13 protein-coding genes are annotated in these 12,590 nt (G+C 63.6%); 6 read left to right on the top strand and 7 right to left on the bottom strand.

What is annotated here, in order from left to right; translation table 11 throughout:
- The first annotated feature begins 47 nt into the window (after window positions 1-47).
- Window positions 48-1,289, top strand: a complete 1,242-nt coding sequence (locus tag E5221_RS24765) for a TIGR03862 family flavoprotein (RefSeq protein WP_247846581.1) — start codon at window positions 48-50, stop codon at window positions 1,287-1,289.
- Window positions 1,290-1,405: 116 nt separating this feature from the next.
- Here the strand turns inward: E5221_RS24765 and E5221_RS24770 are convergent, their stop codons facing one another.
- The 5 genes from E5221_RS24770 to E5221_RS28855 all read right to left on the bottom strand — a co-directional run bounded on the left by E5221_RS24770 (window position 1,406) and on the right by E5221_RS28855 (window position 5,489).
- Window positions 1,406-2,737, bottom strand: a complete 1,332-nt coding sequence (locus tag E5221_RS24770; RefSeq protein WP_013974320.1) for a DEAD/DEAH box helicase — start codon at window positions 2,735-2,737, stop codon at window positions 1,406-1,408.
- Between the two features lie 55 nt (window positions 2,738-2,792).
- Window positions 2,793-3,713, bottom strand: coding sequence for a drug/metabolite exporter YedA (yedA, locus tag E5221_RS24775; protein WP_247846582.1), 921 nt, complete (start codon window positions 3,711-3,713; stop codon window positions 2,793-2,795).
- A gap of 391 nt (window positions 3,714-4,104) precedes the next feature.
- The gene (locus E5221_RS24780) at window positions 4,105-4,710 is read right to left on the bottom strand and encodes a 3'-5' exonuclease (protein WP_247846583.1); all 606 of its coding nucleotides are present in this window, start codon (window positions 4,708-4,710) and stop codon (window positions 4,105-4,107) included.
- Between the two features lie 8 nt (window positions 4,711-4,718).
- Complete coding sequence (locus tag E5221_RS24785; RefSeq protein ID WP_004576858.1) at window positions 4,719-5,198, bottom strand: NYN domain-containing protein; 480 nt, start codon at window positions 5,196-5,198, stop codon at window positions 4,719-4,721.
- Window positions 5,199-5,360: 162 nt separating this feature from the next.
- A complete protein-coding gene (locus E5221_RS28855; protein ID WP_256207045.1) occupies window positions 5,361-5,489 on the bottom strand; it encodes a hypothetical protein in 129 nt (42 codons plus the stop codon).
- 73 nt (window positions 5,490-5,562) lie between these two features.
- Here E5221_RS28855 and E5221_RS24790 point away from each other — a divergent pair, with 73 nt between their 5' ends.
- Entirely contained in the window at window positions 5,563-6,093 is a 531-nt protein-coding gene (locus E5221_RS24790; protein ID WP_247846584.1) for a hypothetical protein, read from the top strand.
- Window positions 6,094-6,279: 186 nt separating this feature from the next.
- On the opposite strand, the gene E5221_RS24795 is transcribed toward E5221_RS24790, so the two are convergent.
- On the bottom strand, window positions 6,280-7,035 hold the full coding sequence (locus tag E5221_RS24795) for a DUF2076 domain-containing protein (RefSeq protein WP_247846585.1): 756 nt from the start codon (window positions 7,033-7,035) through the stop codon (window positions 6,280-6,282).
- Between the two features lie 166 nt (window positions 7,036-7,201).
- Here E5221_RS24795 and E5221_RS24800 point away from each other — a divergent pair, with 166 nt between their 5' ends.
- Both E5221_RS24800 and E5221_RS24805 read left to right on the top strand, forming a co-directional pair.
- A complete protein-coding gene (locus E5221_RS24800; RefSeq protein WP_247846586.1) occupies window positions 7,202-7,858 on the top strand; it encodes a YciC family protein in 657 nt (218 codons plus the stop codon).
- Window positions 7,859-7,945: 87 nt separating this feature from the next.
- Entirely contained in the window at window positions 7,946-8,440 is a 495-nt protein-coding gene (locus E5221_RS24805; protein ID WP_247846587.1) for a hypothetical protein, read from the top strand.
- A 151-nt stretch (window positions 8,441-8,591) separates the two neighbouring features.
- Here E5221_RS24805 and hrpB read toward each other — a convergent pair whose 3' ends face one another.
- Window positions 8,592-11,120: an ATP-dependent helicase HrpB gene (gene hrpB / locus E5221_RS24810; RefSeq protein ID WP_247846588.1), complete on the bottom strand. Its 2,529-nt coding sequence runs from the start codon at window positions 11,118-11,120 to the stop codon at window positions 8,592-8,594.
- Between the two features lie 116 nt (window positions 11,121-11,236).
- Here hrpB and E5221_RS24815 point away from each other — a divergent pair, with 116 nt between their 5' ends.
- Window positions 11,237-11,656 (top strand): hypothetical protein, encoded by a 420-nt coding sequence (locus E5221_RS24815; protein WP_013974328.1) that lies wholly within the window; start codon window positions 11,237-11,239, stop codon window positions 11,654-11,656.
- 22 nt (window positions 11,657-11,678) lie between these two features.
- Entirely contained in the window at window positions 11,679-12,551 is an 873-nt protein-coding gene (locus E5221_RS24820) for a cation diffusion facilitator family transporter (RefSeq protein ID WP_282189718.1), read from the top strand.
- Window positions 12,552-12,590: the final 39 nt, after the last annotated feature.

A 12,590-nucleotide genomic window follows, 5' to 3' on the forward strand; every position in this document is an offset into this window, starting at 1 on the left:
CCGCGCTGCGCTAGAATGCGCCTCTTTTCCACAGCCTGCTGCCCACCATGCCTGATCTGAGCCCCGCCTCCCCTCCCCCCGCAGTCGTCATCGGCGGCGGCCCAGCCGGCCTGATGGCCGCCGAAGCACTGGCCCAGGCGGGCCTGGCGGTCGAGGTGTTCGATGCCATGCCTTCGGTGGGTCGCAAGTTCCTGCTGGCGGGTGTCGGTGGCATGAACATCACCCATTCCGAGCCCTACCCGGCGTTCGTCAGCCGGTATGCCGAGCGCCAGGGCGAAATCGCCGCGCTGCTGCACGACTTCGATGCCGACGCCTTGCGCCAGTGGATTCACGGCCTGGGCATCGAAACCTTCGTCGGCACCTCGGGCCGGGTGTTCCCCACCGACATGAAAGCCGCGCCACTGCTGCGCGCCTGGCTCAAGCGCCTGCGCGACAGCGGAGTAGTTATCCACACCCGTCACCGCTGGCTGGGCTGGAATGCCGAAGGTGCATTGCGGATTGCTTATCCACAAGGCGAGCGCTTGGTGAAGGCCGCCGTGGTGGTCCTGGCGCTGGGTGGTGGCAGCTGGGCGCGACTGGGCTCGGACGGCAGCTGGCAGCCGCTGCTGGCCGAACGGGCTGTGGATATCTCGCCCTTGCAGCCCAGCAACTGCGGTTTTGAAGTGGCAGGCTGGAGCGCGCTGCTCAAGGACAAGTTCGCCGGTGCGCCGTTGAAGAATATTGCCCTTAGCGTTCCTGGCAGCGTGCCGCGCAAGGGCGAGTTCATCCTCACCGCGCAGGGTGTGGAAGGCAGCCTGGTGTATGCATGGTCAGCGCCGGTGCGCGAGGCCATCAACCGTGAGGGCCACGGGGTGTTGCTGCTCGACCTGTTGCCGGACAAGCCTGTGGACAAGATTGCCCAGGCGCTGGCCAAACCACGGGGTTCGCGCTCCATGGCCAAGCACCTGCACAGCCAGCTGGGTATCGATGGGGTCAAGGCTGCGCTGCTGCGCGAGCTGACCGATCAGGCGACCTTTGCCGACCCTGGGGCCTTGGCGAAAGCGATCAAGGCCTTGCCGATAACACTGGTAGGCACGCGGCCGCTGGATGAAGCGATCAGCAGCGCGGGCGGGGTGCGTTTCGAGGGGCTGGATGAAGGCTTGATGGTCAAGGGCATGCCGGGGGTGTTCTGTGCCGGCGAGATGCTGGACTGGGAGGCGCCGACTGGGGGGTATCTGCTGACAGCGTGCTTTGCCAGCGGCTTGCGCGCCGGGCGGGCGGCGGCGGATTGGCTTAAATCCAAAGGTTGACACTGTCCCCTGTGGGAGCGGGTTTACCCGCGAACACGGGCGAAGCCCGTGCCATGCACCGAGTCGCATTCTTCGCGGGTAAACCCGCTCCCACAGAGTCCGCGTACACTGCAAATCTACGGCTTACGCTTGCGCGCCCCACCATTGAAGCTCGGCACCTTGCGCACTGCCTTCACCGCCGGCTCCGCACTGCCTGATTCAGCGCTGTCCATCCAGCGCCCCAACCCGCGCTTGGCGCTGTTTTCCTTCGGCTTCTTGGGCTTCTTCGGCTTCTTGATCACCTGGCCACTGGCGTCGGTCATCGGCACCCGGTGGTCAGGGATGAAGTCCGGCTCTTCATGACGCGGCAGGGTCTGCCGCGTCAGCACTTCGATCGCCGCCAGCAGCTGCACTTCATCGGCACACACCAGCGAGATAGCCTCGCCCTTGTTGCCCGCCCGCCCGGTACGCCCGATGCGGTGCACGTAATCCTCGGCAACGATCGGCAGGTCAAGGTTGACCACCAGCGGCAAGTCATCGATATCCAGGCCGCGGGCCGCCACATCGGTCGCCACAAGCACCTGGATTTCGCGGGCCTTGAAGCTGTCCAGCGCGCGCTGGCGAGTGGCCTGCGGGCGGTCACCGTGGATACCGTCGGCATTCACACCCTCGGCCAGCAAGCGCTCCACCAGTTGATCGACGCCATTACGGGTCTTGGCGAACACCAGCACCTGCTTCCAGCGCTGCTTGCGCAGCAGGTGGCAGAACAGGTCGACCTTGCGTTTTTTATCCACAGGCACCAGCCACTGCTTGACGCTGGTGGCCGTGGCATTGCGCGGGCTGACTTCGATGCTCAGCGGGTCGTTCAGGGCCAGCCCAGCCAGCATGCGGATCTGATCGGAAAAAGTGGCGGAGAACAGCAACGTCTGGCGCTTGCGTGGCAGCGCGGCGTACACCGACTGCAGCTCTTCGGCAAAGCCCAGGTCGAGCATGCGGTCGGCTTCGTCCAGCACCAGGGTCTGCACCTGGTTGAACTTCACGGCGTTCTGCCGGAACAGGTCGAGCAAGCGCCCCGGGGTGGCCACCAGCAGGTCGACGCCACGGCGCAGGCGCATCATCTGCGGGTTGATGCTGACCCCGCCATACACCGCGTAGGTGCTCAGCGGCAGGTTCTCGGCGTACTCGCGCACGTTGTTGTGCACCTGCTCGGCCAGCTCACGAGTGGGCACCAGCACCAGCGCGCGGATCGAGTTGCTGGCCACCTTTTCGCCTTCCAGCGCCAGGCGCTGCAGCACAGGCAGGGCAAAGCCCGCGGTCTTGCCGGTGCCGGTCTGGGCCGCGGCCATCAGGTCGCGGCCGGCCAGCACGGCGGGGATGGCCTTGGCCTGCACCGGGGTCGGGGTGGTGTAGTCCAGTTGCTGCAGGGTGCGCAGCAGCGGTTCGATCAGGCCGAGTTTGGCGAAATTCATGGCAATACCGTCAGGGGGTTCAGCGAAGGCGGCAAGTTTACCGCATCACCCCTGCCTACTTGCAGATTTCGCCTTTCAACGGCTGCGCCGGCTCAGGTGCCTTGCGCCACTGCGGCAGGCCGATCAGCACCACCGCGCCGATGATCACCGCCATGGCCACACATTCTTCGGCACCAATCTGCTCACCGGCAAAGACGATGCCCAGCAGCACGGCCACCGCCGGGTTGACGTAGGCATAGCTGGTGGCAGCTGCGGGGCGCACGTGCTTGAGCAAGTACATGTAGGCACTGAACGCCAGGATCGAACCGAAGAACACCAGGTAGGCCAGTGCCCCCCAGCCGGCAGCGGTCGGCATCTGCGTCATGCGCTCGCCAGACAGCGCGCTGCCGAGCAGCAACACAGCGCCACCAACGAGCATTTCCGCGGCGCTGGCCATGGGCCCCTGGGGCAGCGGCAAGGTCTTGCTCCACACCGAGCCGAACGCCCACGACGCCGCCGCAAAGATGATTAGCGCCGCGCCAATCGGGCTTGCCTGAAGGTTGGAGCCCAGGTTCAGCAGGCCGATCCCCACCAACCCGAGGGCGATCCCCGCCCACTCCAGCTTCGAATTGCGGTGCCCGAACAGCAGGCCGAACAGCAGCGTGAACAGCGGCACCGTCGCCACCGCCAGCGCAGCGACGCCCGAGGCCACACCAGCATGCTCGGCCACGGTCACGCCACCGTTGCCACAGCTGAGCAGCAGGAAACCGATCGCCCCCGCAGCCCGCCACTGCGGCCAGGTCGGTGCCGGCACACCGCGCCAGCGCAAGAAGCCATACAGCAGGCCCCCGGCAATCAGGAAGCGCACCCCGGCCATGAGCATCGGTGGCCAGCTCTCGACGCCTATGCGAATGAACAGGTAGGTGGAGCCCCAGACCAGGTACAAGGCCAGGAAAGCGCCAATGAGCAACAACGGGAAGTGACGGGAGGCAGGCATGGGAAACACTCGAAATCCGTTTACGGGTGATTCAGTTTAAGGGCGTGCCTGGGTAAAGATAAGTTACAAAATTGGCTCAAATGAGCGGCACACTTTTAGGGCGTTCGGTTTGAGAGTTGTGTTGTCTGGGAGATCGAGCGCCGCCCGCGCGGCGCTTCGCAGCACAAGGCTGCTCCTACATTTGTTTCGGGCCAATTATTCCTGAGACGCAGGCGCGGCCCCTTGGTGTCCACCTCGAAATTGTGTCGGACAAACAAGGCGGTCGCGCACATTGGTACAGGCGTTACTGGCCCGAAACAGATGTAGGAGCAGCCTTGTGCTGCGAAGCGCCGCGCGGGCGGCGCTCGATCTCCCAGACAACACAACACCCAAGCCGATCACCTGGTAGCCGTCAACAGTACTTCGCCAGGGTTTCACGAACCTTGGCGGCCGGGGTTTTCTGCAGGCGGCAGAGCAGGTCGTGCGAGAGTTGCTGTACACCATGGCCCTGGCGCAGCACGCCAGCCAGGTGTTGCAGCAGGTTGGCGGCCATTTCGGCATCGGCCATGGCCCGGTGCGCGGTACCGGTATCCGGCAGCCCGGCCCAGCGGGTCAGGGTACCCAGCTTGTGGTTCGGTGCCGCTGGCAGCAGGCGCCGTGACAGCAGCAAGGAACAGGCGAAGGCCTGGCTGCGGCTACGGCCGATGCGGCCCAGTTCGTAGTCCCAGAACTTCTGGTCGAAAGCGGCATTGTGTGCCAGCAGCGGGGTGCCACCAACGAACTCGGCCACTTCGTTCATCACCTTGTCCACCGGCGGCGCACTGCGCAGCATGGCGGTGGTGATGCCAGTGAGCCCGGCGACGAATGCCGGTACCGGCACACCCGCGTTCATCAGGCTCTGGTAGCGCTCGACGATGCGCCCGCCCTCCAGCATCACCACCGCCACCTCAGTGGCGCGGCAGCCGGCGCCGGGGCTGATGCCGGTGGTTTCAAAGTCGATGACAGCGATACGTTCCATGAAAAATCTCAGTGTTTGAGCAACAGCGCACCCTCGATGGGCACATAACGGGTGGCGGCACGGATCAGCGACAGTGCGGTAAGCCCGGGCACACCATACACCACTGCCTCGGTGCCATGGCGCTGTATCACCCGCTCCAGCAGCAGGTCGAAATCGCCATCGCCGGAGGCCAGTACCACTTGGTCGACGCGGCTGGCAGCGTCGATCACATCCAGGGTAATACCCACATCCCAGTCACCTTTGGCCGAGCCATCGCTGCGCTGGATGAAGGGCTTGAGGCGCACATCGAAACCGAGATTGCGCAGGATCTGCTGGAACTGCTGCTGCTTGCTGTCGCCACGGTCGATGGCATAGGCCACGGCCTCGACGATCTGGCCTTCGCGGCTGACATCGGCCCACAGGGCGGTGTAGTTGAAATGGCAGCCGTGGGCCTGGCGCACGGTGTAGTAGAGGTTCTGCACATCGGCGAACAGCGCGATCTTTTTCACCTTGGAACCCCTTGGTCGGCCTGGAATGCTGGGGGCTGCCTTGCAGCCCTTTCGCGACACAAGGCCGCTCCTACAGGGGGTCGCGTACCGTTGTAGGAGCGGCCTTGCGTCGCGAAAGGGGCGCAAAGCGCCCCCAAAATTGCCAGCAGTATGCCAGACCTGTCAGACGCACGAATCGTCGTCCGAGAAGAACCCGCCATCATCACTGCCATAACCGCTGTCGGCATTCCACGTGGTCGCCTCCCAGCCTTGCTCGCCCATGCAATGCCAATGAACAAGGAAGTACTTCAAGCTTCGGCCCGGTCCCGCGCCTTACTACTGTACCCACGCGGAGAGAGCTCAACTCCCTCATTGGAGAACAGTCATGAGTAACAGCATTACCAACTGGATCGCAGAAGCAAAATCTTTCAAGGCGCACATACATTGTCAGTCGGTCTGGAAATACTGGGACGGCACACAAGACAGGTACAAAGCCATAATGAGGTTCAACTCACCGGGGATAGATTTACCAGTCCGGCTGAGCGACGCTTCGGGGCTCGGCCTGGAGGAGGGCTGGCTGATCCCCGACGGCAAAGCAGCCCCCATCACCTTCAACATCGAATACCACTCCGAGACTACGGATCGGATCTATGTCTACATCAACGGCACGGGCACCGACAGCGACAGAAAGGTCGAGATCAGCCGCAACGGCTATCTTGGTTTGTACCGAACCAACTCACCGGTCGACCTGATCAAACTCGAACCGCTGGAATGGGGCCCTGACACGCTGCGCTGCCGCCTGCGCGACCATACGGGCCGTACCGTGAAAACGCTGTATCACACGCCTCCGGACAGTAATGTCTATCTGAATACGAACGATGGCGACATTGCGACATTTCTTATCACGCGCCGATAGCTGCCAGGCGGCGCCTGCCCCCTGACAGGTTGCCCCTGGAAAACCCGAGGTACACGGCCATGCGTTGTCATGTACCTCTGGGTTTGGCCCGCTTGGCTTTTCACCTTTCGAAAACCGGACTGGTCAAGTTGCGTCGCGAAAGGGGCGCAAAGCGCCCCTAAAATTGCCAGCAGTATGCCAGGCCTGTCAGACGTACGAATCGTCGTCCGAGAAGAACCCGCCATCATCGCTGCTATAATCGCTGTCGGCATAACCACCCTGGTCGCTGCCCCAACCACTGTTGTCAGCCACCTGCTGCTGCGCCCCCGAGTCGTTCCAGCCACCGCTGTCGCTGGCCGGCGCCGGCTCTTCCTTGATCACCTCTACCACCTCCTCCGGCTGCGAGTTGTGGTTGAACAGGCTGCTGATGCCCTGCGCCAGCAACACACCACCCGCCACACCGGCCGCAGTCTGCATCGCGCCGCCGAGGAAGCTGCTGGCACTACTGCGGGCCGGCGCAGCGCCAAAGCCAGGCTGCTGCGCTTGTGGCTGAGAGAAGCCAGGCGCCGATGGCTCACGCCAGCCACCGCCAGATGCCACGGGGGCTGCAGCGGGACGCTGAGGTTGCACGGCCGGGGCCGCATTGCGCCCAGACGAACCAAAGATGCTGGACAGGAAACCACCACCGCCATTGCTCGGCGCGCTGCCGGCACGGGCGGCCTCGGCCTGGGCACGGGCCTGCTTAAGTTCGGCTTCCAGTTGCTTGTTCTGCTCGTCGAGGTGCTTGATCGCAGCCTCCTGCACCAGGATCGCCTGGGCCATGTAATAAGGCGCCGCCGGCTGCTGACGCACATGTTCCTCGATACATGCCTGGGCCTGCGCATCACGTGGCTGGCTCGGGTCCTCGGCTTGCTTGAGGCGGCCGAACAGGCCGTCGATCAGGGTTTGTTCTTCAGTATTCATGGGGCGACCTCGTGGGGTAGCGGACAACGGACAGCGTCAAAGATGGGGCGTACAGGCGGGGGATTCAATCACCAGCGACGTGAAACTTTTTTCAGCAAATGACAGCCCCAGGCCTGCTTTGGGCTAAAGTTAGGCCCCTGTTTTTACTGCCATGCGATGTAAACTGATGAATCCGCTGAGCGTCCTGCGCGACTCCCTGTACTTCTTCCGCCGCCACCTGCCGAACATCCTCCAACTGTGCCTGCCGCTGGTAGTGCTGGAAGCCTTGCTCACCCAGCTGCTGTACCGGCAGATGGGCGACCAGGCATCGCCGGTCTACGGCATGCTGGTCAGCCTGCTGTTCTACCCGCTGTACAGCGCCGCGCTTATCCTGTACCTCGACACCCGCAGCAACGGCCAGGAAATCGCCAAGCGCGACCTGTTCGCCCGCGCCCTGCAACTGTGGCCACAGCTGGCCCTGCTGATCCTGATCAGCTCGCTGCTGATCATGGCCGGCCTGGCGCTGTTCATCTTTCCGGGCGTGTGGATCATGATCAACCTGGTGTTCGCCGAGTACCTGCTGGTACTGCGCGGCCTGCCGGTGGTGCAGTCGATGCGCGAGAGCGCACGCATGACCACCGGCCACTTCATGCGCATCATGATCTGCGTGCTGGGGGTGCTGGCACCGATCTGGCTGATCGACGGGCTATTGCTGATGGCTTTTCCCGAACCCTCAGCGGGTGCCCAACTGGCCATGGACAGCCTGAGCGGCTTCCTGCAGCTGTTCAGTACCGTGGTGCTGTATCGCCTGTTCATGCTGCTGGAAGGTGAAGTCGGGGCTTGAGGCATCTGGGAAAATCTTCATTCTGCTCGCACGCCCGACGGTGGCATTAGTGTAAACACACCTTCAATGCCATTAGAGGAAAACGTCATGGAGCAAACAATCAGCACTCAATATGCCGAATCGTTTCGAGGCCGGCTTTTAATGCGCCTCGACGATGGTTATGCCAATACTCGGCTTAGTCGTAGTGGCGACAAAACCGATGATAGTTTCTTTGATTTCTCCCCTGGGAATGACTGGTTAATATTGGGCGGACGCACGCTGCCGCCACTGTTGGAGTTCCACTATATCTCCAAAACCGAAGATCGCCTGCATTATCACATCAACCTTTGGGAACAACCGGACAAGAAGTTGGGTGTCAGCCGTAATGGCTACCTCGGCTTCTACAAGTATGCCGAAGTCACCGATTACTGGGTGATCGAGCCACTGCACCTGCTCCATGGATCTCTCATCTGTCATCTGCGTGACCAAAGCGGGCAGAGCGTGGGCGCCATTGACTACAAACGAGACGACGACCGAGAAACGTTAGCCCCGCTGAACGTCAAGAAAGGTCAGATCGTCACCTTCAAGCTGACGAAATATTAGTTCATAGGTAGCACTTCGATGAAGGCACATCTATTGGTGCTTCTTAGCCTTCACAAATTTTTTTTTGGCCGAATTACATGATTCATGAGGATAGCCAGATCTCGATCCCTCTGAACAAGGCAACCGATCTGGCTACCGCTCTGCGTCACATTCAAGTGCCGCGCGGCTTCGCCCGCGCGGTCGCATCAGCCACCAAGGGGTCATCCGGCCAATAGTGCTTGGGATAACGCCCTTTCAAATCCTTCTTCACCTCGGCATACGTCGTGCGCCAGAAGTTGGCCAGATCCTGGGTCACTTGTACCGGCCGCCGTGCCGGTGACAACAAATGCAACTTCACCTGCTGACGGCCTTGGGCAATGCGCGGAGTATCGGCGAGGCCGAAGAGTTCCTGCAGACGCACGGCGAGAATCGGTGGGTTTTCACTGTAGTCCAGGCGAATGTTCGAGCCGGAGGGCACCGCCAGATGCGCCGGTGCCCATTCGTCCAGGCGCTGTGGCAATGGCCAAGGCAGCAGATTGCGCAAGATCGAGGACACATCCAGGGCAGCGAAATGGCTCAGCCGCGAGACCTTGCCCAAGTATGGCTGCAGCCAGTCTTCCAGGGTCGCCAGCAGCGCTTCGTCCCCCAGGTCAGGCCATTCGCTTTGCCCCTCTTTGTCCAGATCAAGCTGACGTAACAGCGCCACCCGTGCTTGCCATTGGCGAAGTTCCGGGGTCCAGGTAAACACGTTCAGGCCCTTGCGCCGCACCAGGCCAAGCAACGCTTTGGCGCGGGCATCGTCATCCAGGTTGGGTAACGGTTCACGCCCCAGCACCAGCTCGCCGACCTTGGTCTGGCGTTCGGCACGCAGCACCTGCTCGCGTTCGTCCCAGTCGAGGATATCGACGCGCTCGACCTGCTCGGCCAGCACGCCCTCAAGCAGCGCCGGATCGAATTCGGCAGCCAGATAGATGCGCTCTTCGCGCTGGCCCTGGCGGCTGCCCAGGTCGGCGATCACCAGCCACGGGCACTTCATCAGTGCATCGACTTCGGCAAACAGGGCCGCACGGCCGTTGGCCAGCCGGTATTCCGCACCGCCCTCGCGGCGCTGCTGGGCGACGCGGTCGGGGTAGGCCAGCGCCAGCAGCGCGCCCAGCCAGCGCGGGTGATCGGGGTCCGCAACCGGCGCGCCTGGTTTGCCACGCAGCAGGCCACGGTACTGGCGAGCCAGTTGGCGCGCACGCTGCACACCGCCGTGGCTGCCACGAGCAGCTTTGCTTTCGCCACTGACCAGCGCCAGCCGGCTGTGCAAATCGGCACCACCGCCGCGCTGGATATCCCGCTCGCCCAGCAGCGCAGCCACATCGCAGGCCATCTGTGCCAGGCCCAGGTCCTGGCCGCGCAACAGCAGATGCGCGATACGCGGATGCGCCGGCAACTCGGCCATGGCCTGGCCGTGTTCGCTGAGGTTGTCGCGGCTGCCGGGCTTGAAGGCGTTGAGCCGCGCCAGCAGGTCCTGGGCCTGGGCGAAGGCGGCCGTGGGAGGCTGGTCGAGCCAACGCAACTGCTCGGGTGTAACACCCCAGCGCGCCAGTTGCAGGGCCAGGCCGGCCAGGTCGGCCTGCATGATCTCGGCGCTGCCGTGGGCGGCCAGCTGGTCATGCTGGGCCTCGGACCACAGGCGATAGCACACGCCGGGCTCCAGGCGGCCGGCACGGCCAGCGCGCTGAGTGGCACTGGCGCGAGAGATGCGTTGGGTGTCCAGACGAGTCATGCCGCTGCCGGGGTCAAAACGCGGTACCCGGGCCAGGCCTGCGTCGATCACCACGCGCACGCCGTCGATGGTCAGGCTGGTCTCGGCGATGTTGGTGGCCAGCACCACCTTGCGCAGGCCCTTGGGCGCCGGGTCAATGGCCGCACGCTGGGCGTCGAGATCGAGCTCGCCATGCAACGGGCAAAGCAGGACCTCGGGGCGCTCGCCCAGCGCTTCCTGCAGGCTCTGGTGCACCCGACGGATCTCGGCTTGACCTGGCAGGAATACCAGCACACTGCCGGTCTGGTCGGCCAGTGCCTGCAACACGCTGTCCACTACCCGTGGCTCGATGAACTCACCCGGCTGGAAAGGCCGCCCCCAATGGATGTCGACGGGGTGCATGCGGCCTTCGCTGCTGACCACCGGGGCATCATCCAGCAGCCGCGAAAGGCGCTCGCCCTCCAGGGTCGCGGACATCAGCAAAACCTTCAGTGGAGGATCGTCCCGCAGCAACTCCCGGCCGTTCAGGCTCAATGCCAGGGCCAGGTCGGCATCAAGGCTGCGCTCGTGAAATTCGTCGAAGATCACCAGCCCCACACCCTCCAGCGCCGGGTCGGCCTGCAGGCGGCGGGTGAGGATGCCTTCGGTCACCACCTCGATGCGGGTTTTCGGCCCGACCTTGCTGTCCAGGCGGATGCGATAGCCCACGGTTTCGCCGACCTTTTCGCCCAGCTCGCTGGCCAGGCGCTCGGCCGCAGCCCGCGCTGCCAGGCGGCGGGGCTCGAGCATGAGAATGCTCTGCCCGGCCAGCCACGGCTCGTTGAGCAGCGCCAGCGGCACGCGGGTGGTCTTGCCCGCGCCAGGTGGCGCTTCGAGCACCGCTTCGTCACGGTTTTCCAGGGCCTGGCGCAGGGCGGGCAAGACAGCATCGATCGGTAATGAAATCATGGTGGTCCTCGAACAGTCCCGCGAGTATAACGGCGAACCCAGCCTGCTCTATCATGGTCTTAGCTTCAGGTGCAGGCGCTTCGCTTGCCCTGCTGGATACCTTTTCGGAGATTTACATGCGCATCCCAACCCGCGTCATCGGTGGCGCCCTCATCGTCACCTTGCTGACCCAACTGACCGCCTGCGGCACCATTCTCTACCCGGAACGGCGCGGCCAGATCGGCGGCAAGATCGACCCAGTGGTTGCCGCAATGGATGCCATCGGCATCCTGTTCTACGTGATCCCGGGGCTGATCGCCTTCGGTATCGACTTTGCCACGGGCGCCATCTATTACTCAGGCGGGCGATCCGCCCAGGTTGACCCGGTCAAGCTGCGTGAGGCCGTGAGCCCCGATGGCAAGGTCGACAACCTGAAGTTGCAGGCCATTCTGGAAAGCGAACTGGGCCAGCGCCTGCCGCTGAACGACCCACGGCTGATCCAGCATCGCGGCAGCATCGAGCAGTTGGCCAGCCTGGGCCTGGTGCCGGCGGCCTGAAGCACAAGGACACTGCCCACGGATGATGACCACCCCGGCTGAACACCAGCGCCTGTTACGTCTAGCCACGCGCGCATCGCTGGCGGTGGCCAGTATCCTGGTCCTGAGCAAGGCGCTGGCCTGGTGGCTGAGCGGCTCGGTCAGCCTGCTGGCCGGGCTGACCGACTCGGCACTGGATGCCGTTGCCTCGTTCCTCAACCTGCTCGCCGTGCACTATGCCCTGCGCCCGGCCGACGACGACCACCGATTCGGCCATGGCAAGGCCGAAGCCCTGGCCGGTATGGCGCAGGCGCTGTTCATCGGGGTCAGTGCGGTGCTGATCGGAGTGCAGGCGGTTGAACGCCTGCACACCCCGCAACCCTTGGGCGATACCGCCGTCGGTATCGCGGTAATGCTGCTGTCGCTGGTGCTGACCCTTGCCCTGCTGGCACTGCAACACAAGGTCATCCGCCTGACCGGCTCCACGGCGGTGCGGGCCGACTCCCTGCACTACCGCTCGGACCTGCTGCTCAACGGAAGCATCCTGCTGGCCCTGCTGCTGGCACGCTTTGGCTGGCCGCAACTGGATGCGCTGTTCGGCCTGGGCATCGCTGTCTATATCCTTTGGAGCGCGCTGCAGATCGCTCGGGAAAGCACGGCCATCCTGATGGATCAGGAACTGCCCGGCGATGTCGGCGAGGCCATGGCTGCGCTGGTGCTGGCCATTCCCGGGGTCAAAGGCGTACACGACCTGCGTACACGGGTGTCGGGCAACCAGTGGTTCGTGCAGTTGCATCTGGAGATGCCGGGGCAGTTGCCGCTGCATGAGGCGCATGCCTTGTGCGTGGAGGCCTCGAAGGTGATCCGCCAGCGTTATCCACAGGCGGATGTGATGGTGCATGCGGATCCGGTGTGAATCAGTGAGCGTAACTGTAGGAGCGGGTTTACCCGCGAA

It is taken from the genome of Pseudomonas sp. A2 (genome assembly GCF_023100865.1).
GTDB lineage: Bacteria > Pseudomonadota > Gammaproteobacteria > Pseudomonadales > Pseudomonadaceae > Aquipseudomonas > Aquipseudomonas asiatica.